The 23674-nt window shown below is 64.4% G+C and carries 23 protein-coding genes; 13 read left to right on the forward strand and 10 right to left on the reverse strand.

All coding sequences use genetic code 11. From position 1 onward, the window contains the following. Nucleotides 1-6 precede the first annotated feature (6 nt). Together QCE49_RS28720 and QCE49_RS28725 are read right to left on the reverse strand one after the other, a co-directional pair. Nucleotides 7-516: a DUF1993 family protein gene (locus QCE49_RS28720; protein WP_008353409.1), complete on the reverse strand. Its 510-nt coding sequence runs from the start codon at nt 514-516 to the stop codon at nt 7-9. 92 nt (nt 517-608) lie between these two features. After that, nucleotides 609-794 carry an oxidoreductase-like domain-containing protein gene (locus QCE49_RS28725; RefSeq protein ID WP_235366212.1) on the reverse strand — a complete coding sequence of 62 codons (186 nt, stop codon included), beginning with the start codon at nt 792-794 and terminating at the stop codon, nt 609-611. Between the two features lie 142 nt (nt 795-936). Between QCE49_RS28725 and QCE49_RS28730 the strand changes: the two genes are divergently transcribed. The 3 genes from QCE49_RS28730 (at nt 937) to QCE49_RS28740 (ending at nt 6244) form a co-directional block, all read left to right on the forward strand. Continuing rightward, entirely contained in the window at nt 937-3387 is a 2451-nt protein-coding gene (locus QCE49_RS28730; protein WP_250456743.1) for a penicillin acylase family protein, read from the forward strand. 98 nt (nt 3388-3485) lie between these two features. Further along, entirely contained in the window at nt 3486-4955 is a 1470-nt protein-coding gene (locus QCE49_RS28735) for a M20 family metallopeptidase (protein WP_034471776.1), read from the forward strand. A 179-nt stretch (nt 4956-5134) separates the two neighbouring features. After that, nucleotides 5135-6244, forward strand: coding sequence for a malate/lactate/ureidoglycolate dehydrogenase (locus QCE49_RS28740; protein WP_008353401.1), 1110 nt, complete (start codon nt 5135-5137; stop codon nt 6242-6244). A gap of 58 nt (nt 6245-6302) precedes the next feature. Here the strand turns inward: QCE49_RS28740 and QCE49_RS28745 are convergent, their stop codons facing one another. Beyond that, a complete protein-coding gene (locus tag QCE49_RS28745) occupies nt 6303-7199 on the reverse strand; it encodes an NAD-dependent epimerase/dehydratase family protein (RefSeq protein WP_250456744.1) in 897 nt (298 codons plus the stop codon). Nucleotides 7200-7336: 137 nt separating this feature from the next. On the opposite strand from QCE49_RS28745, the gene QCE49_RS28750 reads away from it, so the two are divergent. Then, a complete protein-coding gene (locus QCE49_RS28750) occupies nt 7337-7729 on the forward strand; it encodes a RidA family protein (RefSeq protein ID WP_008353398.1) in 393 nt (130 codons plus the stop codon). Nucleotides 7730-7732: 3 nt separating this feature from the next. On the opposite strand, the gene QCE49_RS28755 is transcribed toward QCE49_RS28750, so the two are convergent. The 3 genes from QCE49_RS28755 to QCE49_RS28765 form a co-directional block, all read right to left on the reverse strand. Continuing rightward, on the reverse strand, nt 7733-9430 hold the full coding sequence (locus QCE49_RS28755) for an acid phosphatase (protein ID WP_008353396.1): 1698 nt from the start codon (nt 9428-9430) through the stop codon (nt 7733-7735). Nucleotides 9431-9682: 252 nt separating this feature from the next. Continuing rightward, nucleotides 9683-10477: a sulfite exporter TauE/SafE family protein gene (locus QCE49_RS28760; RefSeq protein ID WP_175979322.1), complete on the reverse strand. Its 795-nt coding sequence runs from the start codon at nt 10475-10477 to the stop codon at nt 9683-9685. Between the two features lie 413 nt (nt 10478-10890). Then, nucleotides 10891-11874 carry an acyltransferase family protein gene (locus tag QCE49_RS28765; protein WP_250456745.1) on the reverse strand — a complete coding sequence of 328 codons (984 nt, stop codon included), beginning with the start codon at nt 11872-11874 and terminating at the stop codon, nt 10891-10893. 251 nt (nt 11875-12125) lie between these two features. Here QCE49_RS28765 and QCE49_RS28770 point away from each other — a divergent pair, with 251 nt between their 5' ends. Next, nucleotides 12126-14333, forward strand: a complete 2208-nt coding sequence (locus tag QCE49_RS28770) for an amylo-alpha-1,6-glucosidase (protein WP_235366214.1) — start codon at nt 12126-12128, stop codon at nt 14331-14333. A 48-nt stretch (nt 14334-14381) separates the two neighbouring features. Here QCE49_RS28770 and QCE49_RS28775 read toward each other — a convergent pair whose 3' ends face one another. Further along, nucleotides 14382-15563 carry a 4-hydroxybenzoate 3-monooxygenase gene (locus QCE49_RS28775; RefSeq protein ID WP_250456746.1) on the reverse strand — a complete coding sequence of 394 codons (1182 nt, stop codon included), beginning with the start codon at nt 15561-15563 and terminating at the stop codon, nt 14382-14384. A 186-nt stretch (nt 15564-15749) separates the two neighbouring features. Then, the gene (locus tag QCE49_RS28780) at nt 15750-16802 is read right to left on the reverse strand and encodes an aldo/keto reductase (RefSeq protein WP_250456747.1); all 1053 of its coding nucleotides are present in this window, start codon (nt 16800-16802) and stop codon (nt 15750-15752) included. A gap of 219 nt (nt 16803-17021) precedes the next feature. Here QCE49_RS28780 and QCE49_RS28785 point away from each other — a divergent pair, with 219 nt between their 5' ends. The 5 genes from QCE49_RS28785 to QCE49_RS28805 all read left to right on the forward strand — a co-directional run bounded on the left by QCE49_RS28785 (nt 17022) and on the right by QCE49_RS28805 (nt 20128). After that, nucleotides 17022-18008, forward strand: coding sequence for an AraC family transcriptional regulator (locus tag QCE49_RS28785; protein WP_008353388.1), 987 nt, complete (start codon nt 17022-17024; stop codon nt 18006-18008). Nucleotides 18009-18173: 165 nt separating this feature from the next. Further along, a complete protein-coding gene (locus QCE49_RS28790) occupies nt 18174-18554 on the forward strand; it encodes a lipoprotein (RefSeq protein ID WP_033536167.1) in 381 nt (126 codons plus the stop codon). A gap of 74 nt (nt 18555-18628) precedes the next feature. Further along, the gene (locus tag QCE49_RS28795; protein ID WP_160172887.1) at nt 18629-18769 is read left to right on the forward strand and encodes a hypothetical protein; all 141 of its coding nucleotides are present in this window, start codon (nt 18629-18631) and stop codon (nt 18767-18769) included. Between the two features lie 46 nt (nt 18770-18815). Continuing rightward, the gene (locus QCE49_RS28800) at nt 18816-19340 is read left to right on the forward strand and encodes an RNA polymerase sigma factor (protein ID WP_008353386.1); all 525 of its coding nucleotides are present in this window, start codon (nt 18816-18818) and stop codon (nt 19338-19340) included. After that, nucleotides 19337-20128 carry an anti-sigma factor gene (locus QCE49_RS28805; RefSeq protein ID WP_250456748.1) on the forward strand — a complete coding sequence of 264 codons (792 nt, stop codon included), beginning with the start codon at nt 19337-19339 and terminating at the stop codon, nt 20126-20128. Before QCE49_RS28800 ends, QCE49_RS28805 begins: the two co-directional genes overlap by 4 nt. Before the next feature lie 67 nt (nt 20129-20195). Here QCE49_RS28805 and QCE49_RS28810 read toward each other — a convergent pair whose 3' ends face one another. After that, nucleotides 20196-20420 (reverse strand): hypothetical protein, encoded by a 225-nt coding sequence (locus QCE49_RS28810; RefSeq protein WP_008353384.1) that lies wholly within the window; start codon nt 20418-20420, stop codon nt 20196-20198. A 399-nt stretch (nt 20421-20819) separates the two neighbouring features. Here QCE49_RS28810 and QCE49_RS28815 point away from each other — a divergent pair, with 399 nt between their 5' ends. Continuing rightward, a complete protein-coding gene (locus QCE49_RS28815) occupies nt 20820-21344 on the forward strand; it encodes an Rrf2 family transcriptional regulator (RefSeq protein ID WP_175979329.1) in 525 nt (174 codons plus the stop codon). 6 nt (nt 21345-21350) lie between these two features. On the opposite strand, the gene QCE49_RS28820 is transcribed toward QCE49_RS28815, so the two are convergent. Then, on the reverse strand, nt 21351-21773 hold the full coding sequence (locus QCE49_RS28820; RefSeq protein ID WP_250456749.1) for a BspC domain-containing protein: 423 nt from the start codon (nt 21771-21773) through the stop codon (nt 21351-21353). 236 nt (nt 21774-22009) lie between these two features. Here QCE49_RS28820 and QCE49_RS28825 point away from each other — a divergent pair, with 236 nt between their 5' ends. Both QCE49_RS28825 and selD read left to right on the forward strand, forming a co-directional pair. Beyond that, complete coding sequence (locus QCE49_RS28825) at nt 22010-22573, forward strand: putative glycolipid-binding domain-containing protein (protein ID WP_250435749.1); 564 nt, start codon at nt 22010-22012, stop codon at nt 22571-22573. 32 nt (nt 22574-22605) lie between these two features. Further along, complete coding sequence (gene selD / locus QCE49_RS28830; protein ID WP_250435750.1) at nt 22606-23661, forward strand: selenide, water dikinase SelD; 1056 nt, start codon at nt 22606-22608, stop codon at nt 23659-23661. The last annotated feature ends 13 nt before the right edge of the window (nt 23662-23674 follow it).

Raw genomic sequence — 23674 nt, forward strand, 5'->3', positions numbered from 1 at the left:
ACCGGCTTACTTGAGCGGGCCGAGATAATCCCGCTTGCCGATCGGCGCGCCGAGATGGCGCAGGATGTCGTGGGTCGTGACGACGTGGAAATAGAAGTTCGGCAAGCCGAAGCCGAACAGATAATCGTCGCCTGAGAACGAAGGCGAGAAATCCGGGAATTTCAGCGTGACGGTGCGCGTTTCGCAGCCGGCGAGCGAAGCCTTGTCGATGCTCTTCAGGAACGCGATCGTCTTCTCGATGCGCGCCTGCAGCGCCGGAAAGCTGTCCTCGTTGTCCTCGAAGCGCGGCGCCTCGATGCCCGCGAGACGCGCCGCCGAGAGCTTCGCCGTGTCGCTCGCGCGCTGGATCTGCGCGGCGAGCGGCAGCATGTCGGGCGCGAGGCGCGCGTTGATCACATCGGCGTGAGCGAGGCCTTTTTCATCGGCGAAGGCGGCGCCTTTCTTCAGCAGATCCGCGCAGACTTCGAGTCCGCGAATGAAGACCGGAATCGATGCGCGATACATCGTGAGGGACATGGGTTGCGCTCCTTGAGGTTCGGATTCGACAGCGACAGGGGTCACAAGCATAGCGCCGCGCCCGGTTGCCTGCTCGAATCGGCCGGAGTCACTCACGAACGGGAAGCCTGCGCATGCCGCGCTTCCCACGCGCGCACGTCGGCCTCGTAGCGCTCCAGCGCTTCCCTGTACAACTCGAACACGCACTGATTGCAGCCGCTGCGGCAGCAGTCTTCCGGCAGCGGACGCTCGGGCGGCGTCGGGCGAGGATCGTCGGCGGGGTGGGATGGATCGTTCATCGCTTCATTGTGCATCGGCTTCGCTGAGCGGACGCGGGCGGCTAGACTTTGGCTGCGGCGCGCGTCATGCGCAATGCGATACTGCGCGCGGGGCGGCGATTGCGCCCCGTCATCACGTCGATCGGATCGAGGAACTCACGCGATGAATCAGATCGTCAGCCTTGCGATCTCCGCTGCGCTCGCGAGCGCTTTGCTTGGCGGCTGCGCGGCGCCCGGCCAGCAGCCGGAGTCCGGCGCTCAAACAGCCTGGCACGCCGAAATCCGCCGCACGCAGGACGGCATTCCGCATATCCGAGCGGCCGATTGGGGCAGCCTCGGCTTCGGTTTCGGCTACGCGCAGGCGCAGGACAATCTCTGCACGCTCGCCGATGGCTTCGTCACGTATCGCGGCGAGCGCTCGGCGTATTTCGGCGCGGATGCACGCCCGACGTCGGCGGCGACGTTCGGTCAGCCGCGCAACATCGACGCCGATTTCTTCTTTCGTCTGGTCGGCGATCAGGCGGCCGTCGAGCGTTACCGTGCGGCGCAATCGCCCGAATTGCGCGATCTCATCGACGGCTTCGCGAACGGCTACGACCGCTATCTCGACGACCTCAACGCCGGCAAATTTCCCGAGGCACATGCGGCGTGCCGGGGCAAGCCGTGGGTCGACAAGATCAGCGCCGACGATATCTACCTGCGTCTGATCGCGGCGAATCTCGCGGGCGGCTCGGCGCGTTTCGTGACACCGATCGCGCTGGCGCATCCGCCGAAACCGGGCGCGGCGGCCCCGCGCGGCGACAACGCCGACGCCGACGCCGCGCGGACCGCGCTCGATTCGCTGCGGTTTCCGATAGGCGAAAATCCGGGCATCGGCAGCAATGCGCTCGCGTTCGGCGCGCAGATCACGCGCGACCGGCGCAGCATCCTGTTCGGCAATCCGCACTGGTTCTGGCGCGGCCCGGACCGTTTCTATCAGGCGCAACTGACGATTCCCGGCCAGATGAACGTCGCGGGCGTGTCCTTTCTCGGCGTGCCGCTGATCGTCCTCGGCTTCAACGAAAACATCGCGTGGACGCATACGGTGTCGAGCGCGCGGCGTTTCGGCATCTTTCAGTTGACGCTCGATCCCGCCGATCCGACGCGCTATCTCGTCGATGGCCAGAGCGAAGCGATGACGCCCGTGCCGCTCACCGTGCGCGCGCGCCGCGCCGACGGCACGTATGAGTCCGTGTCGCGCACGCTGTACAGGACGCGCTTCGGGCCGGTCGTCGATCTGTCCGCGATGGCGCAAGGCCTCGGCTGGACCGCGCAAACCGCCTTCGCGATCGCGGACGTGAACGTCGACAACACGCGCGCCTTTCAGAACTTCTTCGCGTGGAATCAGGCGCGCTCGCTCGCCGATTTCATGGCGATCCAGAAGCGCTACGCCGGCATGCCGTGGGTCAACACGTTCGCGATCGGTCGCGACGACGTGCGCGTCTGGTTCGCGGACATCGGCCCGATCCCGAACGTGCCTGACGCGCTCGCGCAATCGTGCACGCCGCCCGCCGGACGCGCGTTCGCGGCCCGCGCGCCGGGCGTGCCGTTCCTCGACGGCTCGAAAAGCGCGTGCGCGTGGCGCGTCGATGCGACGAGCGCGCAGCCGGGCGCGTTGCCGCTGGAGCAACTGCCGAGCGCCGTGCGCGGCGACTACGTCGGCAACTTCAACGACAGCTACTGGCTCACCAATGCGAATGCGCCGATGTCTGGCTATGCGCGTATTGCGGGCGCGGCGCGCGTCGAACAATCGCTGCGCACGCGCTACGGCCATCTGCTCGCGGCGCGTCTGCAGCGCGAACGCGGCGGCGTGACGCGCGAGGCGCTCGAATCGGCGGTGCTCGAGACGCACTCGATGTCCGAGCGGCTGTTCCGCCGGCCGCTGCTCGACGCCGTGTGCACGGTGAATGAAGCGGGCGGGCCGCTGCACGAAGCCTGCGAGGTGTTGCGCAAGTGGAACGGCACGGCGGATATCGACGCGCGCGGCGCGAACCTGTGGGACGAGTTCTGGCAGCGCGCGATGCAGATCGCGCCCGAGCGCCTGTACGAATCCGGCTTCGATCCGAACAAACCGCTCGCGACGCCGGGCGGCTTCAACATCGACAATCCTGCCGTCGTGCAGGACTTGCGTCAGGCGCTGGGCGGCGCGGCGCTCGCGCTGAAGCTGAACGGCTTCGCGCTCGATTCGCGGCGCGGCGACATCCTCTACACGACGCGCAACGGCGCGCGCGTGCCGCTTTACGGCGGCTGCGACGAAGCGGGCTATTTCACGATCGTCTGCGCGCGGCGTCCGCTCGATCCCAAGGGCTATCCGATGGACTCAAGCGGCCAGGGCGACAGCTACGTGCAAGTCGTCACCTTCGGCGAAAACGGCGTCGAAGCCGACACGATGCTGTCGCACTCCGAATCGGACGATCCGGCATCGCCCCATTCGGGCGACGCGACGCGCGCGTTCGCGGCGAAACGCTGGGCGCGCTTTCCCTTCACCGAACAGTCGATCGACTCCGATCCGGCGGTGACGCGCGTCGTCGTTTCGGGAACGCGCGACGGAGGGCCGGGCGCGCCGAAACGTTGAAAAAAGTCGCGGAAAACGTGCGCGCGCGGCGCGGTGGCGGTCGAACCGCGGGCAAATCCCGTCTATGATGGAAGTTTGCCTCGAAGGGAAACACAGTCATGACTATCGGCGACAGCACGCATCACGACGAAGCAGTACGGCTCGATTCCGTCGCGCTGCGGGATTTCGTGGATCGCAAATGGAATGACGAAATCGTGCCCGCGCTGACGGACTACATCGCCGTGCCCGCGAAAAGCCCGATGTTCGACAGCGACTGGGCGCGTCACGGCTTCATCGAACGCGTGGTCACGGACGCCGTCGACTGGATCAGGACGCAGCCGGTCAAAGGCCTGAAGGTCGAAATCGTCCGCTTGCCGGAGCGCACGCCGGTCATTTTCTTCGAGGCCCCCGCCACGCGCTCGGGCAGCACCGAAACAGTCGTGCTGTATGGCCATTTGGACAAGCAGCCGGAATTCGAAGGCTGGCGCAGCGATCTCGGTCCGTGGACGCCCAAGCTCGAAGACGACAAACTGTACGGCCGCGGCGGCGCCGACGACGGCTACGCGACCTACGCGAGCATCACCGCGCTGGCGGCGCTGGATGCGCAGGGCGTCGAGCGTCCGCGTTGCGTCGGCATCATCGAGACGTGCGAGGAATCGGGCAGCTACGATCTTTTGCCGTATATCGATGCCTTGCGCGACCGGCTCGGGGATGTCGGCCTCGTGATCTGTCTCGATTCCGGCGCGGGCAATTACGATCAGCTCTGGCTCACGACGTCCCTGCGCGGCCTCGTCGCCGGCGATCTCGAAGTGCAGGTGCTGGACGAGGGCATTCACTCGGGCGGCTATGGCGGCATCGCGCCGTCGGCATTTCGAATCTTGCGGCAACTGTTCGAGCGCCTCGAAGATTCGAGCACCGGCAATCTGCTGCCGGAAAGTTTTCATTGCCCGATTCCGATGCTGCGCCGGCGCGAAGCCGAAATGACCGCGCGCATTCTCGGCGACGATGTCTGGAAGAAGCTGCCGTGGGCGTGCGGCGCCGATGGCGGCAGCGTTCTGCCCACGACGACCGATCCGCGCGAGGCACTGCTCAATTCGACCTGGCGGCCGTCGCTCACGGTGACGGGCGCGTCGGGCCTGCCGCCGCTGGCCGATGCCGGCAACGTGCTTGCGCCGCGCACGGCGTTCAAGCTGTCGCTGCGCTTGCCGCCGCTCGTCGACGCTGCCAGTGCGATCGTCCGCCTGCAGCGGCTGCTCGAAATGGATCCGCCGTACAACGCCAAGGTGACGTTCAAGCCCGAAGCGGGCGCGGCGACGGGCTGGAATGCGCCGGATCTCGCGCCGTGGCTGCGCTCGTCGCTGAATGAGGCGTCGAAACGGCACTTCGGCGCGGATGTCGCATACATCGGGCAGGGCGGCACGATTCCGCTGATGAATACGCTCAAGGAAGGCTTCCCGCGCTCGCAATTCATGGTGTGCGGCGTGCTCGGTCCGAAATCGAACGCGCACGGTCCGAACGAATTCCTGCACGTGCCGTACGCGAAGAAGCTGACGGCGTCGGTGGCCGAGGTCATCGCGGCAGCGCCCTGAGGCCGGGCGGCCGAACTTCTGTCTGGAGAAAGCCCGGTTCATCCGGGCTTTTTTTCGGCCGATTTCAGCGATTTCGTAAAAACAAAGTGGTAAGGCCAGTTGATCGTCTGTAAAGTGATAATCCGCGCGCATCTCGAAAAGCAGAGCGCGAGCCATCAACTATGGAGACGAGTGTCGCAATGAATGCATCCCCCACGTCCACCCCATCCGCCACTGAACGGCGCATCGCCGCCGACACGCTGCACGCGTACGTCCGCGCCATCTGGGAGTCGGCCGGCAGCGCGCCGCGCGAGGCGGAACTGGTCGCGGATCACCTCGTGATGTCGAACCTTTCGGGCCACGATTCCCACGGCGTCGGCATGATCCCGCGCTATGTCGCGTCGCTCTCCGAAGGTCAGTTGCAGCTCAACACGCACGCCGAAATCGTGCGCGATGCGGGCGCGGTGCTGACCGTCGACGGCCGCAAGGGCTTCGGTCAGGTCGTCGCCTACGAGGCGATGGAGCACGGCATCGAGCGCGCGAAGAAGCTCGGCGTATGCGCGGTCGGCTTGCGCAACGCGCACCACATCGGGCGTATCGGCCACTGGGCGGAACAGTGCGCGAAGGCCGGACTCGTATCGTTCCACTTCGTGAACGTGGCGGGCGATCCGCTCGTCGCGCCCTTCGGCGGCATCGACCGGCGCTTCGGCACGAATCCGTTCTGCGCAGCCTATCCGCGCGACGGCAAGAGCCCGCTCGTGCTCGATTTCGCGACGGCGGGCATCGCGTACGGCAAGACGCGCGTCGCCTACAACAAGGGCGTAAAGGTCGCGCCGGGCATGTTGCTCGATCATGAGGGCAAGCCGACGATCGAGCCGAAGGTGATGCACGAGGAGCCGTTCGGCTCGCTCACCGCGTTCGGCCTGCACAAGGGTTCGGGCCTGGCCGCGCTGTGCGAGATCTTCGGCGGCGCGCTCTCGGGCGGCTACACGACGCACGAAGAGACGCTGGAGAAATCGAGTGCGATCATCAACTGCATGACTTCGGTGATCGTCGATCCGAACGCGTTCGATGCGCCCGCCGCGCAAGCAGAGGCCGAAGCGTTCCTCGAATGGATGAAGGCGTCGCCGCGCGCGGAAGGCGTCGATGCGATCTACGCGCCGGGCGAGCCGGAAGAGGCGCGTCGTGCGGACCGCGGCGCGAACGGCATCGCAATCGATCCGACGACGTGGCAGCAAATCCGCGATTCGGCGACGAAATCGGGCATGCCGGAAGCGGAAATCGAAAAGTTCGCGGCCGCGCTGCAGTAATTGCGCGAAGCGGTAGGCGCGGCAAATTGGTCAAGCCAATTTGCCGCGCTAAATTCACTCAAGCAGTCAATTCCTTCTCGATCCATTCGACCACCGACGTGCGCGACGGTTGCCAGCCCAGAATCTCGCGGGTGCGCTTGCTGCGCACGCGGCTGTTCGAGCCGAGGCCGTACGAGGCCATCTCGTAGCCCCATTCCTTGATCGCTTCTTCGAGCGGCCAGTCTTCCGGCCCGCGCAGATCGAGCGCCTTCGCCATCGCGACGGTCATGTCGCGGAATTGCGCCTCGCCGCTTTCGACGAAGTAGAACGTGCCCGCAGGCGACTTTTCGAGCGCGAGCCGATAGATGGTCACGACATCGTCGATATGCACGTTCGACCAGATGTTGAGGCCACGCCCCACATGGCGCACGATGCCGCTCTTGCGCGCCTGTCGTTCCAGACGCGGCAACTGCACGCTCGCGGTATCGCGCACCGCGCCGTGGCCGTAGATCAGCGTGTTGCAGAGCACCGTCGAGCGCACGCCACGCTTGGCGGCGTCGAGCACGAGATTGTCGATCGCTACGCGCGGCGCCTTGTCGGGCGTCGGCTCCGGCAGGTCGTCCTCGGTATAGATCTTCTCCGATGCCTCGCCGCCCGATGCGTCGCCGACGATGCTCGATCCGCTCGTATGCAGAAACGGCTTGTTCGTGCCTTCGAGCGCGCCGATCAGCGTTTCGACCGCGCCGCGATGATCGCTGCTCGCCGCGTTGATGACGGCATCGGCCGCGTGCGCTTCGGCGGCGAGCAAGGCCGCGTCGTCGAGACTGCCGATCACCGGTTCGATGTTCAGGCGTTTCAGTTCGTCGGCCTGTTCCGCGCGACGGATGAGGCCGCGCACGCGATGTCCGTTCCGCGCGAGTCCCGCCGCGATCGAGCCGCCGATGAAACCGCCCGCGCCCGTGATGAAAACGTCCATGTTCTTGCTCCGTTGAATGTTCAAACTGCGATGAACACAGTATGAGCCGCTTCGACTTTCGCAAAAACGGTGATAGTCTCAAATGAAACTTGACTCGGAATCAATAATCCGAGGCCATCCACCCAACGCGACCGACGATGCCACCGATCGAACTCATCAACGCTCCGGGCCTGCCGATTCCCGCCGGACACTACAGCCACGCGACGCGCGCCGGCAATCTCGTCTGCGTTTCGGGTCAATTGCCGATGCGCGCGGACGGCACGCATACCGGCGATCTCCCGTTCGACGAGCAGGCCGAACAGACGCTTTCGAATCTGCGCACCGTGCTCGAAGCCGCGGGTGCGAGCCTCGCGGATTGCATCGAGGTGACGGTGTATCTCGTCGGCGTCGAACACTGGAAAGCGTTCAACGAGATCTACGCGCGTCACTTCGGCGCCTGGAAACCGGCACGCGCCGTCGTGCCGGTCGGCGCGCTGCACTACGGCTATCTGCTGGAAATTTCCGCGCGAGCGTGGGTCGAACGCGTCTAGCCGTTACGCGAGATCGAGCGATTTTGTCAGGTCGCCGAGCGGCGCCTGACCGCTTGCGGCGAACGCGCGATCCCGCGCGGCCACGCCGTCCAGCGGCGCGAGATCGTGCACGCGCGAGATGAAGCGCAGGATCGAGTTCGTGTCATACACGGTGTGATCGACGTAGCCCTTCTTCGCGAACGGCGAAATCACGAGTGCCGGGATGCGCGAACCGGGCCCCCAGCGATCGCCCTTCGGCGGCGAGACGTGGTCCCACCAGCCGCCGTTTTCGTCGACGGTGACGATCACCACGGTGTTCTCCCATTGCGGCCCGCGCCGCAGACGCTCGATCACGTTCGAAATATGCCGATCGCCCGAAGCGACATCCGCATAGCCCGCGTGCATGTTGAGATTGCCCTGGGGCTTGTAGAACGTGACGGCAGGAAGGCGGCCCGCGTCGATGTCCGCGAGCAGCTTGTTCGTCGACGGATCGTCGCCAAGTCCCGCGTCGCGCAAATGCTGCGCCCGTGCGGCCGTGCCCGGCGCAAAGTTGGCGAAGTAATTGAACGGTTGATGGTGGTACTGGAAGTCCGGCACCGCGCCGGTGTCCCGATGTTCCAGTGCGTACTGCCACGCGCCGCTGTACCACGCCCAATCGACGTTCTTGTCCGACAGGCGGTCGCCGATCGTCGCGTACGTCTGCGGCGGCAATACCAGCGCGTTCGAGCGGTCCGCATAGCGCGAGTCGCCGCCTTGCGGAGGCGGCACGTTGCTCGGCTGATACGGCGGGAACATGGTGTTGACGGCGTATCCGTCCGCCGTGAGCGCGCCGTCGCGCACGTACTTCGGCGGGCCCTCGAGCGCGGATTTGGGCGAATCCGGGGCGAGCTTCAGGCGCGAACCGGCAGGATCGTCGCCTTCGACGACCGCGAGCAGCTTCGCAGCCGGGCTGCCTTTGACATCGGGATAGAAGGGCGCCTGCGCGGAAATGAGGAAGATGTGGTTCAGCCAGGAGCCGCCGAACGCCGACATGAAGAAGTTGTCGCAGAGCGTGTATTGCTGCGCGAGCCCCCAAAGTTTCAGCGTTTCGGGTGAGTTTTGGTAGTGCCCCATGACGAGGCCGCCCGAATCGCCCCACGCCGCGAACTGGTTGTTGCGCCCTGCGTTGATCTGCATCTGATTCTGATAGAACCGATGCACGAGATCGCGCGTGATGACGGAATTGGGCAGCGGCGCACCGTGCGCGTCTGCGATCTGGAAGGGCGCGTTGCGCAGATCGATGATCTGCTGCTCGGTGATCGCGTAGCGCTTGCCGTCGACTTCCTGCGCCTGCGGCACAAGCCCGCCCCAGATTTTCGGCAGCGTGGGCATGGGCGTGACGCCATCGCGATCGAGTTGCGTGTAGTGCGATGCCGGCACCGCCGACAGCGGATATTGCACGCCCGGATAGTTGCCGTAGAGATTCGTGAAGCTGCGGTTTTCCGCGTAAATCACGACGATGTGCTGCACTTTCGCGGCGAGCGTGCGGTCGAGTGCGATATCGGCGGCAGTTTTCGGGGTGGTCGGCTTGTTTTCGAACAGATTGCACCCGCCGAGCGACAGCCCCGCCAGGCCCACGCCCGCGGCGAGCAGCCGCCGCCGCGCGGGGTCGGCGGGTGCGTCGCCTGCTGGCGTATCGTTGCCGGAAGGAAGCTCGTGCTGCGGATGATCGTTTTCATTCATCGCCTGACTCCTCGTGAATATGCGGCCCACGCCCGTTGACGCACGCTGCATGATCGACGCCGAAAGATGACGCGCCCGTTACCGGCGCCCCGACTTGAACCGCTCTGCGTGCGGCTCAACTGAGTGGGGATGATGCCGCATCGTCCCGCCGCGGGAAACCCGGCCGAACGACATAGGCAAAAAACAGGAATATCGTACGAATCGGCCTATGTCTTTTGGCCGACTGGAAAGCGCGAACGACCGTGACTAACATCAACTGAACACGAGCTTTGCTCCGACGAGAACGAGCGTCGCGGCGAGAACGTGACGGAGTAACGCTTCCGGCGCCTTGGTCGACAGCATGCTGCCAAGGGCGATGCCGGGAATCGAGCCCACGAGGAGCGAGGCGAGCAAGGACCAGTCGACTGAGCCGAGCATCCAATGGCCAGTGCCGGCAATCAGCGTGAGCGGCACCGCGTGAGCCACGTCCGAGCCGACGATGCGCGCCGTCGCTAGACGCGGATACAGCAGCAGAAGTACAGTCACGCCGATTGCGCCTGCGCCCACGGAAGTGATCGAGACCAGCAGGCCGAGAATCGCGCCGGTGAAGACGGTCCACGCGGCGGTACGCGTCGGGTGTTCGGGGCGGCCATGTCCCTTTTTGTAGGCAAGGCGCGCGAGTTGCGGCCGGAAGATCAGCGAAACCGCCGTGATGAGGAGCGCGGTGCCGAGTATCAGCTGGATGAGCCGCGCGGTGCCCGGCGCTGTCAAACCGTGTTCGTGCAGAAAGTAGAGTGTGATGGCCGCAGCGGGCACGCTGCCCGCCGCGAGACGGCCGGTGATGCGCCAGTCGACCGAACCCTTGATGCCGTGCACGAGCGTGCCGGCCGTCTTGGTCGCGGTGGCGTACAGCAGATCGGTGCCGACGGCGGTCGCCGGATGTATGCCGAACAGCAGGACGAGCAGCGGGGTCATCAGGGAGCCGCCGCCGACGCCCGTCAGGCCGACCAGGAAACCCACTGCGAGACCTGAGGCAGAATAAAGTAAGTCGATATGCGGAAATGACATGCCGGACGCCCGCAACCCTTGCTGGGCGGGGCTGTTTAACGTTCATCCAAAATTTGTCCGAATCGCGACTCTTGGCTTCGGACATCCTTGTACGACTCGGTCATCGCGGCCGACCGACGCCCGAAAATTGCCCGGGCAAAATCCTTTACTTTTTCCTGCAAACGGAGGCGCGCCGAGAGCGGTCGGGTTTCGTGAGAACCTTTCGGCGTCGCGGCTTAGGGCGTCCCGATTTCGCGCGCGTCCGCGAAGTACTCTTTCAGCGATCGGAGCCCAAACGCTGCGCCGGCCTTCTAATGAAACCGTGCGCCTCCCGGCAGACGCCTTTTAGCGCTGGCCGGACAAAAGGGCTAAGAGCATAGCACTCTTCAGCTATGGCTCGCGGAGCCTATGCCGAACTGACCAGCCTGGCCGGCCTAGACCGCAGTTGGGCTTGCGCGTTGTCCCGATTCGATCGAGAACACGCGCGCGATTGCCGGAATGCGTCGAAGCAGGAAAACGAACCCGACGGCTAACGCCATTTCCGAAGCAGCGAAGACGAACCACGGCGTGGTCGGCGCGAACAGCCACTGAGCAAAAAGATTGAGGGGATAGTTGAACGCGAATATGGGCAGCGTGTTTTTACCGAGAAAACTGAGTGCGCGCGACGTCGCGGTGAGCCGGGCTAACCTGGCCAATGCCCATATCCCACATATTGATGCGAGGAGGAACAGCGCTGGATTACCGATAGTCTCGCCGGCGAGGTTCGCTGCTTTGGGATTCCACAGCGAAGCGATGATCCATCCGAGCGCGCAAAGTGGCAGCGTCCAAGCGGGAAAACGCCTGCCGTCCAGCATTTTGGATTCGGCTGCAACGAAACCCAGGTGGAAATAAAAGAGCGCGACAAAAGCGATCTTGATGTTCCAGGGTGAGAAGCCTTTCACGAAGGCCATTAACGTGCAGCCGACGACCAATGATGCGGCGATCACGACATGCACAACGTGTCGCGCGTACCGGGTCAACGCCGCGTACATGGCTTCGGTGCAGAACAGGCAAGTTAGAAACCAGAGCGGCGTGCAATAGAAAGTAAGATTCGATCGAGGTATGGAATACGCCGTACCCCCGAGTTGCACGAAGAATTGGGAGAGACTGGTTGTATTCCCAAATAGAATCGACGGGAAGATCGCGATTGCGGCGGCGACTGCGTACGGCATCAGAAGGCGTCGGGAATTCCTGCGCATGACCTCTAGCGGACTTCTCTTGCCGTTGAAAAGGTATCCAGACAGGAAAAAGAACAGAGGCATATGACACGAGTAAATGACTCGGAAGAGCCACTCTGGCAAACCAATGGCGTGTCCAAGGACAACAAGAACGATCCCGATCCCTCGGGCGGCGTCGATTGTTCTGTTGCGCAAATCCACCTCTGAGTTCGCTCAAAAGGCGCAATTTTAGCCCAAGCCATTGCCACATAAGGCCGAGAGGCTTATGGTCCGACATATCGAGATGACATTGCGCGCGGAGAACGCGTCAGGCGTGGGCGGGTCGAAAGGCTGTCGATGACAGCGGGTAAGCGCCCCCGAACGCCTCGCGAAACCCTTCAGATTACTTTCAGGAAGGTGCAATGAACACACAGGAACAGCAGCAACAGCAGCAACAGCAGCAACAACAGCAGATGCAGGTGTCGCAATCGAAGCTGCCGGACGAAGCGTTCATCCCGACGGAGCACCCGAACATACCGAGCGAACGCCAGTTCGTGCTGAAGTCGGGCAACACGTTCGCCGTCTACGATGCGAACGGCGATATCCGCGGCGACGACGACGGCCTCTTCGTCAACGACACGCGCGTGCTGTCGGAGCTCGTGCTGACGTTCGGCGGACGCGCGCCGTCGCTGCTTTCGGGCAGCGTATCGAGCGACAACGCCGTCTTTACCGCGCACCTGACCAACCGCCCGCTGCCGCCCATCGGCGGAGCACGCACGCCGGAAGGCGTAATCCACGTCGAACGCAAGCGCGTGCTGTCGGGGCATGTGCTGCACGAGAGCATCGTGCTGACGAACTACGGCACGGAGCCGTCCACCGTGCCGCTGTCGATCTCCTTCAAGGCCGACTTCCTCGACATGTTCGAGGTTCGCGGCGCGATACGTGGCAAGCGCGGGGCTTTGCGTCCGCCGGTCGTCGAGAACGGCGAGGTCGTGTTGCGCTATGTCGGCCTCGACGAGGTGGAGCGCACGGCGCGCATCCAGTTCACGCCCGCGCCGGACGTGCTTTCGCCCACCCGCGCCGACTACGCGCTGCATATCCAGTCGGAAACGGCCATTTCCGTGTACCTCTCGGTGACGGCCGTGACGCACGCGCTCTCGGACGCCAGCGAGCAAAGCAAGCGCAACGCCGCGGAAGCGGCCGAATGCGCGCCCGAATCGGGCCGTCCCGCGATCCGCGACGCGCTCGTGGAGGCGCATCGCCGCATGCGCGACCGGCGCCGCGCGAGCGCGCGCGTGCGTTCGAGCAATCCGCTCTTCAGCGAATGGATCGACCGTTCGCTCGCCGATCTCGGGCTGCTCACCACCGATCTCGAAACCGGCCCTTATCCGTACGCTGGCATTCCGTGGTTCTCGACGGCGTTCGGCCGCGACGCGATCATCACGTCGCTGCAAATGCTCTGGCTGCATCCGACGCTCGCGCGCGGCGTGCTGCGCTTCCTCGCCGCGAATCAGGCGCGTGAAGACTCCGCTTTCCGCGATGCCGAAATCGGCAAGATCATGCACGAGACGCGCAAGAGCGAGATGGCGGCAACCGGCGAAGTGCCGTTCGCGCTCTATTACGGCGGCGTCGACAGCACGCCGCTCTTCATCGTGCTGGCGGGCGCATACGCGGAACGCACCGGTGACACCGCCCTGATCGATGAAATCTGGCCGGCGCTGCAGCTCGCAGCGCAATGGGTCGCGCGCCATTGCGACAAGAATCCGCACGGTCTGCTCGACTACCAGCGCGCATCCGAGCACGGTCTGGCGAATCAGGGGTGGAAGGACAGCCAGGATTCGGTCTTCCACGCGGACGGCAAGTTTCCGATCGGCCCGATCTCGCTCGTCGAAGTCCAGGGTTACGCATCGACCGCGTTTTCCACGATGGCGCGTCTCGCCCGCGAGCGCGGACAAGGCGAGAACGCAAGCGAGTTCGAGCGGCGTGCGCGTCACATTCGCGAGCGTGTCGAAGAGATGTACTGGATGCCGGAGATGGATTTTTACGGCATTGCGCTCGATGGCAAGGGCGAGCTATGCCGCGTGCTGTCGTCGAATGCGGGGCATCTGCTCGCGTTCGATCTCGTCGAACGCGAACGCGGCGAGGCTGTCGCCAAGCAACTCGAATCGGCGCTCTTTCACACGGGCTGGGGCGTGCGGACGCTTGCGGCGGGGCAGCCGCGCTTCAATCCGATGTCGTATCACAACGGCTCGGTATGGCCGCACGACACCGCGCTCTGCGCACGCGGCCTCGCGCGCTACGGCGATCGCGGCGCGGCCGTGGGACTGCTGCAGTCGCTGTTCGAAGCCGCCGTCACGTTCGACATGCGTCTGCCGGAGCTTTTCTGCGGATTCACGCGCCAACGCGGGGAACGGCCGATCGCCTATCCGGTCGCGTGTCTGCCGCAGGCGTGGGCGGCGGGCGCGCCTTTCATGATTCTGGAAGCGTGTCTCGGCGTGACCGTCGACGCCGTCAAGGAAGAAGTGCGTATCGACCGGCCGGAGTTGCCCGAAGGCATCGACTGGCTCGAAATCGGCGATCTGCGGCTCGGCGACAAGACCGCGACGATCACGTTCCGGCGCGTCGGCGGGCAGGTCATTCCGTCCGTCGAAGGCGACGTCAGGGTCGTGGCCGTTCTGTAACGTCGACGACGCACGGCGCCGACCAAGCGCCGTGCGACCGGTCCGCGCTTATACCGCGACGCTGCCCACGTAATTTTCGGCGAGGGCAGTGGCGGCCGCGCGCGATGTCGTCACATGTTCGAGTTCGGCCACCTGCAGGCGCTGCTCGAACGGCGACGTATCGTCCAGCTTGTGCAGCATGCGCGTCATCCACCACGAGAAATGCTCGGCGCGCCAGACGCGCTTCAATGCCGCTTCCGTATAGTGGCTGAGCTTCTCGCCGTTGCCTTCCTGATAGAAATCGAGAAGCGCGGCGTTCAGTACGCGCACGTCCGACACGGCGAGGTTCAGGCCCTTCGCGCCGGTCGGCGGCACGATATGCGCTGCGTCGCCCGCGAGGAACAGCTTGCCCGACTGCATCGGCGTGGACACGAAGCTGCGCATCCCGACGATGTTCTTCTGGAAGATCTTGCCTTCGGTGATCTGCCAGCCATCGGCGGTATCGACGCGTGCGTGCAGTTCGGCCCAGATGCGGTCGTCGGACCAGGCATCGACCGTATCTTTCGGATCGCACTGGAAGTACATGCGCTGCACGCCCGGCGAGCGCGTGCTGATGAGCGCGAATCCGCGATCGTGCCGCGCGTAGATGAGTTCATCGGAGGAGGGCGGCGCTTCGACCAAAATGCCGAACCAGCCAAACGGATAGATGCGCTGATAATCCTGCCGCACCGCTTCGGGAATCGACTGTCGCGAAACGCCCTGCGAACCGTCGCAGCCGATGATGAAGTCGCATTCGAGTTCTTCGTCGCGGCCTTCGTGCTGATACTTGATGCGCGGCTTGCGATCGCTGCCATCCTGAAAGTCGTGCAGCGACACATTCGACACGTTGAACTTCAGCTCGCCGTTCGCCGCGAGCCGCGCCGCGACCAGATCCTTGATGACTTCGTGCTGCGCGTAGACCGTGATCGAGTGACCTGTGAGCTCGGTCAGCGCGATACGGCGGCGCTGGCCTTCGAACGCGAGCTCGAAACCGTGGTGCAGCGCGCCTTCGGCCTGCATGCGCGCGCCGAGACCGGCCTGAGTGAGCGTGTCCATCGTGCCTTGTTCGAGCACGCCGGCGCGGATCGTCGATTCGATGTCGTTCTGGCTGCGCGCTTCGAGCACGACCGATTCGATGCCGCGCAAATGAAGCAGGTGCGAGAGAAGAAGCCCGGCCGGGCCCGCGCCGACGATGCCGACTTGAGTACGCATGATTGTCTCCGTGAGGCAGTGGTGATGTTGTGCGTACAGTGTCGGCAGAGCGGCCTTATGCCGCAACGCGATAGGGAGGATAAGAACTATCTGATTCGGAGATAAAGCCCCTAAAACGCGGGAAAATCGCCTGAAGTACGGGTAAATCCCTAGCCGGCGCGGGCCGGTCGCCCGCGCCGGACGGCCTTACTCCGCCGCTTCCTCCTTCAACTGATTACGTCGATATTCGCCCTGGCGCGTGAGCATCCAGCCGGGATATTCCGACGGCAACTGGCTCACCTCATCGAGCGCGGCGAGTTCGTCTTCGTTGAGACGCACGTTGGTCGCCGCGATGTTGTCGTCGAGCTGCTCGACCCGTTTGGCGCCGACGATCACGCTCGACACGACCTTCTGATGCAGCAGCCAGGCAAGGGCGATCTGCGCGACCGATACACCCTTGGATTCGGCGATGCGGCGCATCACGTCGACGCAGTCGTACGCGCGTTCGACATTGACCGGCGGGAAGTCGAACTTGGTGCGCCGGCTGCCTTCTTCCTTGCCGCCTTCGCGCGTGAACTTGCCCGAAAGCAGGCCGCCCGCGAGCGGACTCCAGACCATCAGCCCGACGTTCTCGCTTTGCAGCAGCGGCACGATTTCGCGTTCCAGATCGCGGCCAGCGACCGTGTAATACGCCTGAAGCGACTCGAAACGCGCAAGACCGAGACGCTCGGAAATACCGAGCGCCTTCATGATCTGCCACGCCGCCCAGTTCGAAACGCCGATGTAACGCACGTGTCCATGCTGCACGAGATTATCGAGCGCGCGCAGCGTTTCCTCGATCGGCGTCGCCGGATCGAAACCGTGAATCTGGTACAGATCGACGTGATCGAGCTGCAGCCGCTTCAGGCTCGCCTTCACGCCATCGATGATGTGATAGCGCGACGCGCCGCGCGAATTCACGCCCTTGGTGCCGGTCTCGCCAAGGATTTTCGTCGCGACGACCACATTTTCGCGCAGCACGTTGAGGTTCTTCAGCGCCTGGCCGGTGATGATTTCGGATCGGCCGTCGGCGTAGACGTCGGCGGTGTCGATGAAATTGATGCCCGCATCGAGCGAACGGCCGATCAGCTTGTCGGCTTCCGCCTGCTGCAACTGACCGATGTTGTCCCAGATTCCGCCCGTTCCGCCGCCGAAGGTCATCGTGCCCAAGCACAGCTCCGAGACGAAAAGACCGGTGTTGCCGAATTTCCTGTAACGCATGGTTGCTCCCGAGTGACTGGAATGGCGCGGCATCGCACGACCTTCACGACAGGGTCCGCGCCGGCAATGCAGTATCGTCCCGGCGCGCGGCGGGTTCATAGCCTGATCCTGTTCAATCCTTGCCTGTTCCTGCAAACGCTGGGGGCGCGCGCGAGCAATCACGCGCTCGCGCGAGTAAGCTAACCAGACTTCTCCCATCTTGAAAATGGTCCGCAAACCATGGCTCTGAACGACACGCCCGGCTTCGCCGGAAAAGAAAGTCATGACCAGCCGAAAGAAACGCGTCATGACGCCGCGCTGGATCAGGCGCGCCTCGATCTCGTCGCGCTGCTCGACCGTTTCACCATCGGTTGCGAAGGCTCGGTCGAGACGCCGGTGCCGGGGCTGTTCCTGCATCGGATCATGAATCCGGGCGGGCCGAAGCACGGCATCCAGACGCCCGCGCTCGCGCTCATCGCGCAGGGCAGCAAGCGCCTCATGGTCGGCGACGAGGTCTATATCTACGATCCGATGCACTATCTGGTGTCGTCGGTGGATCTGCCGGTGTGCGGGCAGGTGTCGGTGGCGAGCGAGTCCGAGCCGTATCTCGGCATGCGGCTCGATCTCGATGTCGACGAAATCACGTCGCTGATCCAGGACGAAAGCCTGCCGCCCGCGACGCAGACCGACGCCTCGCGCGGTCTCTACGTGAACCGCCTCGGCAACTCGATGCTCGATGCCGTGTTGCGCCTTTTGCGGCTCGTCGACACGCCCGAGGACGTGCCGATCCTCGCGCCGCTCGTCAAGCGCGAAATCCTGTATCGACTGCTGATGAACGGCTCCGGCGCGCGTCTGCGGCAGATCGCGCTGCAGGACAGCCAGACGCAGCGCATCGCGAAGGCGATCCAGTTGCTGCGCCAGCATTTCGACCAGCCGCTGCGCGTGGAGGACATCGCGCGGGACGTGCACATGAGCGTGTCGTCGCTGCATCATCATTTCAAGGCGGTGACGGCGATGAGCCCGCTGCAATACCAGAAGCAGCTGCGGCTTCAGGAGGCGCGCCGCCTGATGATGCTCGATATCGTCGATGCCGCCACCGCCGCGCATCGCGTGGGCTATGAAAGCGCATCGCAGTTCAGCCGCGAGTACAGCCGGCTTTTCGGTGCGCCGCCGTTGCGCGACACCCGCCGCTGGCGCGACGCGACGGCCGCCGCCGCGGGGGCCTGAGCACCGAAATTTCAACGAAGCACTGGCCGAGCGCGCGCGAATGGTCTTGAATGGATTGCCGACAGGCGATGCGACGGCGCTGCCGCATCGATTTATTTCATCGTCCGCGGAATAGTGCAGCGCTTCCGAACGTTCTACGGATACTTCTACAACAAGGAAGATGAAATGAAGAAGCGTATCCAGATGTTCGTCGCTGCCGCAACGGTCGCTACCGCTTTTGCTTCGCTCGCGTCGTCCGCGCATGCTGCGGCGCCGAAAGAATCGAACGGCATGTTCGTCGATGAAAACGGCATGACGCTCTACACCTTCGACAAGGACACGAAAGGCGGCCCGAGCGCGTGCAGCGGCGGCTGTGCGCAGGCCTGGCCCGCCGCGATGGCGAGCGACTCCGACAAGCCGAGCGGGAAATGGACCATGGAATCCGCCGACGGCGGCAAACAGTGGGCCTATGACGGCAAGCGCGTCTATCGCTTCGCGAAGGACACGAAGCCCGGCGACAAGAACGGGGACAACTTCCGCGATGTCTGGCACGTCGTGAAGCCCTGAGCGCCTTCGCATCGATGCGGGCTCGCGGAATAAATCGGCGAGTCCGCCAGTCTTTCAATCAACAGGTAACGACCATGAAACGATCGATCGGCGTGACGGCGCTCCTGATCGCGCTCGGGCTCGCGCTCGGCACAGCGGGCTGCGCGAGCGGTACGCAAAGTGCGCCGCCTTCTTCTGGCGCGCCGAGCGGACCTGCCGGCGGAGGCAGCTACTGATGGCGAACGCCTCCGGCTCGCCCCGCACGCGCGAGGACGCACGGTCTTGAGCTTCGAGAGCGATCTTCTCGCGCATCTGCCGCAGTTGCGCCGCTACGCGCGCGCGCTGACGGGCGATCGCGCCTGGGCCGACGATCTCGTGCAGGACGCGACCGAGCGCGCGCTCAATCGCGCCCGGTCGTTTCATGCGGGCACGAATTTGCGCGCGTGGCTGTTCACGATCATGCGCAATCTGTATATCGACCAGTTGCGCGGTCGCCGCGATATCGCCGTCGATGATGAAAGCGCGCCCTGGCGGCAGATGGCCGCGCCGCGCGGGGAAGTCGACGGCCTCGTGCTGCGCGACGTGCAGCGTGCGCTGTACTGTCTGCCGGTCGAGCAGCGCGAAGTGATGCTGCTCGTGTGTGTCGAGGAAATGAGTTATCAGGAGGCGTCCGTGGTGTTGAATGTGCCGACCGGAACCGTGATGTCGCGCTTGTCGAGAGCGCGGGAGCACATGCGCGTTCTGCTCGGCGAGGAATCGGGCCGCAAGGCGTCGCCTTCGTCGCTGAAAGTGGTGAGCCGCTCATGACCAATCAAGACCGTCCATCCGAAGGCGGCGACCGTATGGGGCTGCCCAAACCCGATCGCGATCTGCAGGCGCTGTCCGCCTTTATCGACGACGAACTTCCCGGCAATGAGCGCGATGCCGTGGCCGAACGCGTCGCGGGCAATCCCGCGAGCGAGGCGACCGTCGCCGCGTATCGTGCGCAGGACAATGCGTTGCGCGCGCTCTTCGCCGATCAGAGCGAGCCGCAGATCGTGCGTCTGCGGCCGCGCTCGCGCGAGCGTTATCTGATCGCGGCAGGCTTCATGGCCGTCGGGGTCGCGTGCGGATTCCTGTTGCAGATGCTCCTTCCCGCGCTCGGCGACAAGCCGCGCTTCGCGGAACGCGCGGATATCGCGTATGCCGTGTACGCGCCCGAGCAGCGGCACGCGGTGGAAGTGGCGGCGTCGCAGCAAGATCATCTCGTCACCTGGCTCTCGAAACGGCTGAATCGCGCGGTGACGATTCCGTCGCTGGCCGAGTACGGATTTCAGCTCGTCGGCGGACGCCTGTTGCCGGACGCAGAGGGTCCGGCCGCGCAGTTCATGTATCAGAACGCGGCGGGCGAGCGCCTCACGCTCTACATGACGACCGCCACGATCAGGCGCAACGACAGCAAGATCCGCACGCTGAAGGACGGACAACGCACCACGTTCTATTGGGCGTGGAATCGCGTCGGCTATGCGCTTTCGGGGCAGATAGGCGAGGAAAAGCTGCAGGCAATCGCCTATGACACCTGCAAGGAGCTGGGCGGCGATCCGAAGAACTGGTGAGCCGGGAATCGATAAAAAGGCCGCAACGATGCGTGATCGTTGCGGCCTTTCTCATGCGCGATCGTGCTTATCGATAGCGATGCGGCGGAGGCGGCGCGACATGGTGATGATGGCGTTCCCATTCCTGACGCTGCCAGTAACGATGACCGTCCCAGTAGCGCTCGCCATGCCAGCCGACCGTCACGCGATGCGTGGGACCGTGATGGACGTCCGCCGACGCCGCGTTTGCGAGACCCATGCCCAGCGCGGCGGCAAGGGAAGCGATCAACAGGCTTTTCTTCGTCTTGTTCATGATGTGTGCTCCTTGGTCGTTTGCCTGGCGGTGAAACCGCGAGTCGATTGGTCGCAGTTCGGCCAAACTTTGGCGTGTGGTTCAGGACCGGCTTATCAACGGTAGTAATCGTGATGATGGTGATAACCGCCACCGTCCGGCACGACGATGCAGCCCGATAGCGCGCTACCCAACAACACGCTCAACGCTGCAAGGATCGCTAGTTTCTTCATGGGTTTCTCCGTGTGAATCCATGGAGACCAATTTAGCGGTTCGCAAAATGACAAGCCGTGTTCGTTTGTAAGCAAACGTGTAATCTGAAATATTCGCGACGGGCGTCTACAAGCTCCGTCGTGCGCCGTTGTACGGCGGATGCAGGACGCGCTATTCTGAACTCCGATTCGAAATGTCGGAGTGAACATGTCTCACATCAGCACGGGCGTCGAGTACGCGCTGCACTGCATGCTGTATCTCGCGGAGCCGCCACACGGCGTGCGCGAGGCGAGCGTGCGCGATCTGGCGGAATTGCAGGGCGTGCCTGCGGAATACGTCGCGAAGCTCTTCACGAAGCTGCACAAGGCGGGACTCGTCGTCGCGACGGAAGGGGCGCGCGGAGGTTTCGCGCTCGCGCGTCCGTCGAAGGAAATCAGCGTGCTCGATGTCGTCGACGCAATCGACGGCGACAAGCCTCTCTTCGAATGCAGGGAGATTCGCGCGCGCTGCGCCGTGTTCGGCGACGACGCGCCGCCTTGGGCGACGAGCGGCGTATGCGCGGTTCACGCGGTGATGAAGAACGCCGAAAAGCGCATGCGTGAAGCGCTCGCGGCGGATCGGCTGGCGGATCTCGCCGGGCGCATGCATGCGAAAGCGCCGCGCACGTTCGGGCCGCAGGTCGTCAAATGGCTCGGCGGGCGCACGGACCAGCGCCGCGCGGCCAAGCGCTGAAAGACTTTAGCGGACGATCTTCGGCTTCATGTTCGGCGTGAGCGATACGCCGACCACATGTCCGGCGCGCACGCCACAGCGGCTATCGACGCGCGTCCATTGCTCCTTGCCGCGCGCCTTCGCGAACGCGCGCATCACGATGACCTGATCGACCGGAATCGGGTTGCCGACACTGAAGATCGTAGTATCGTCGTCGATCTTCGCGGAGAGCACGCGGCGGTCGGGCACGATGAGCGTGTCGTACTTCGGCGCGTTCTCCACCCAGCGATCGAATGCGGCGACACATTGCGCGACGGCATCCGGTACGTGAAGCCTCGTCAGATACGAATAATCCTCGGGCACGTCCGGCGTTTCCTGCGCCTGGACGAGCTGAAACATCGACGCCGACAAAGCGAGCGCGGCCAGGGCGGAAGCAAGAATGTTCTTCATGCGATGGGCGATGAAAAGGGCGTTCGGAGATGTTCGGGCAGAGCGCGGATCGCCGGAGCACGGATCGCGTGAATGGCGCTGAACGTGCGGTGCGCGCGCCTGCGCAGGAATGGCGCGAAGTATACCGTGTGACGTTTTGTGACGTCGAGCGATTCGCGCAGGTCGAATGCCGATCGAAAGCCTCGCCCGCAGCGATGTATCCTTTGATGCCGATAAACACGCGAACGAGGTGCCCAATGAAAGCGGTGCGATGGTCGCAACAAGACGGCTCAGGGCTCGAGCATCTCGTTCTCGATGAGACGCGCGATGGCATCGTGATCGAAAGCGCGGTCGTGGGCGAAGACGAAGCGCGTGCCTTCGGTCTCGTGTATCGCATCGAATGCGATGCGCGCTGGCAAGTGACGCGGCTCGCGGTGAAGCTCGCGGGCGGCGCATCGCTCGATCTGCATCGCAGGGACGGCGACAACGGCGACGCGCACGCATGGACCGATGCGAACGGCGAGCCGCTCGAGGCGCTGCGCGGCTGTATCGACGTGGACATCACCGCGACGCCTTTCACCAACACGCTGCCCATCCGCCGCCTGAAACTCGAACGCGGCGAACGGCGCGTGATTCGCGTCGCCTATGTGCGCGTGCCCGAGCTCGGCGTGAGCGCGGTGGAGCAGGCTTATACGTGCATCGAGCCGGATTGTCGCTATCGTTACGAAGGGCTCGACACGGGCTTCACGGCGGATATCACCGTCGACGAAGACGGCCTCGTGATCGACTATCCCGGCCTCTTCACGCGCATCCGGCGATAATACGCAGACATTCGCCTCAACCGATTTCCACTATGACCGACACGACTTCCCCCCGGCTCACGAGCCTGTCCCACGGCGGCGGCTGCGGCTGCAAGATCGCGCCCGGCGTGCTCGCCGACCTGCTCAAGCGCGCGACGCCGCTGCCCGCGTTCCCGAATCTTCTGGTCGGCAACGACACCGCCGACGATGCCGCCGTCTACAAGCTCAACGACGAGCAGGCGATCGTCGCGACGACGGACTTCTTCATGCCGATCGTCGACGATCCATTCGACTTCGGCCGCATCGCCGCGACCAACGCGCTCTCCGACGTCTACGCGATGGGCGGCAAGCCGATTCTCGCGCTCGCGCTCGTCGGCATGCCGATCAACGTGCTGCCGCATGAAGTCATCGCGCAAGTGCTGAAGGGCGGCGAAGCGGTGTGCGCGGAAGCGGGCATTCCGGTGGCGGGCGGCCATTCGATCGATTCGGTCGAGCCGATCTACGGGCTTGCGGCGCTCGGCATCGTGCATCCGTCGCGCGTGAAGCGCAACGCGGCCGCGCGCTCGGGCGACGTGCTCGTGCTCGGCAAGCCGCTCGGCGTCGGCGTGCTGTCGGCGGCGCTGAAGAAGGACAAGCTCGACGCGGCGGGCTACAGGGCGATGATCGACGCGACCACCAAGCTCAATCGTCCCGGCGCGGAACTGGCGCAGCTCGAGGGCGTGCACGCGCTCACCGATGTCACCGGTTTCGGCCTGCTCGGTCACACGCTCGAACTCGCGCGCGGCGCGCAACTGACGGCGCGCATCCGTTACGCCGATCTGCCGTGGCTGCCGCAGGTGCGCGAATTCGTGCGCGCGGGCATCTACACGGGCGCGTCGGGACGCAACTGGAGCGCGTATGGCGACGACATCTCGTTGAACGTCGAAGGCAAGGAAGGTGAGGAGGCCCGCGCCTTGCTGACCGATCCGCAGACCTCGGGCGGCCTGCTCGTGTCGTGCGCGCCGCATGCCGTGAACGACGTGCTCGCGATCTTCCGCGCGGACGGCTTTCACGACGCGACAATCATCGGCGAAATGGTGGACGGCCGGGGCCACGTCGACGTCAGCTAAACAAACTCGAAAC

The organism is Caballeronia sp. LZ008, assembly GCF_031451435.1.
GTDB lineage: Bacteria > Pseudomonadota > Gammaproteobacteria > Burkholderiales > Burkholderiaceae > Caballeronia > Caballeronia zhejiangensis.

Excerpts from the sequence above, each read along its gene's own strand:
- selD (WP_250435750.1), top strand. The coding sequence starts at position 22,606 with ATGACCGACACGACTTCCCCCCGGCTCACGAGCCTGTCCCACGGCGGC.
- QCE49_RS28775 (WP_250456746.1), bottom strand. The coding sequence starts at position 15,563 with ATGCGTACTCAAGTCGGCATCGTCGGCGCGGGCCCGGCCGGGCTTCTT.
- QCE49_RS28760 (WP_175979322.1), bottom strand. The coding sequence starts at position 10,477 with ATGTCATTTCCGCATATCGACTTACTTTATTCTGCCTCAGGTCTCGCA.
- QCE49_RS28735 (WP_034471776.1), top strand. The coding sequence starts at position 3,486 with ATGACTATCGGCGACAGCACGCATCACGACGAAGCAGTACGGCTCGAT.
- QCE49_RS28730 (WP_250456743.1), top strand. The coding sequence starts at position 937 with ATGAATCAGATCGTCAGCCTTGCGATCTCCGCTGCGCTCGCGAGCGCT.
- QCE49_RS28795 (WP_160172887.1), top strand. The coding sequence starts at position 18,629 with ATGAAACGATCGATCGGCGTGACGGCGCTCCTGATCGCGCTCGGGCTC.
- QCE49_RS28755 (WP_008353396.1), bottom strand. The coding sequence starts at position 9,430 with ATGAATGAAAACGATCATCCGCAGCACGAGCTTCCTTCCGGCAACGAT.
- QCE49_RS28740 (WP_008353401.1), top strand. The coding sequence starts at position 5,135 with ATGAATGCATCCCCCACGTCCACCCCATCCGCCACTGAACGGCGCATC.
- QCE49_RS28770 (WP_235366214.1), top strand. The coding sequence starts at position 12,126 with ATGCAGGTGTCGCAATCGAAGCTGCCGGACGAAGCGTTCATCCCGACG.
- QCE49_RS28720 (WP_008353409.1), bottom strand. The coding sequence starts at position 516 with ATGTCCCTCACGATGTATCGCGCATCGATTCCGGTCTTCATTCGCGGA.
- QCE49_RS28745 (WP_250456744.1), bottom strand. The coding sequence starts at position 7,199 with ATGGACGTTTTCATCACGGGCGCGGGCGGTTTCATCGGCGGCTCGATC.
- QCE49_RS28725 (WP_235366212.1), bottom strand. The coding sequence starts at position 794 with ATGAACGATCCATCCCACCCCGCCGACGATCCTCGCCCGACGCCGCCC.
- QCE49_RS28750 (WP_008353398.1), top strand. The coding sequence starts at position 7,337 with ATGCCACCGATCGAACTCATCAACGCTCCGGGCCTGCCGATTCCCGCC.
- QCE49_RS28790 (WP_033536167.1), top strand. The coding sequence starts at position 18,174 with ATGAAGAAGCGTATCCAGATGTTCGTCGCTGCCGCAACGGTCGCTACC.
- QCE49_RS28785 (WP_008353388.1), top strand. The coding sequence starts at position 17,022 with ATGGCTCTGAACGACACGCCCGGCTTCGCCGGAAAAGAAAGTCATGAC.
- QCE49_RS28805 (WP_250456748.1), top strand. The coding sequence starts at position 19,337 with ATGACCAATCAAGACCGTCCATCCGAAGGCGGCGACCGTATGGGGCTG.
- QCE49_RS28815 (WP_175979329.1), top strand. The coding sequence starts at position 20,820 with ATGTCTCACATCAGCACGGGCGTCGAGTACGCGCTGCACTGCATGCTG.
- QCE49_RS28780 (WP_250456747.1), bottom strand. The coding sequence starts at position 16,802 with ATGCGTTACAGGAAATTCGGCAACACCGGTCTTTTCGTCTCGGAGCTG.
- QCE49_RS28810 (WP_008353384.1), bottom strand. The coding sequence starts at position 20,420 with ATGAACAAGACGAAGAAAAGCCTGTTGATCGCTTCCCTTGCCGCCGCG.
- QCE49_RS28820 (WP_250456749.1), bottom strand. The coding sequence starts at position 21,773 with ATGAAGAACATTCTTGCTTCCGCCCTGGCCGCGCTCGCTTTGTCGGCG.
- QCE49_RS28825 (WP_250435749.1), top strand. The coding sequence starts at position 22,010 with ATGAAAGCGGTGCGATGGTCGCAACAAGACGGCTCAGGGCTCGAGCAT.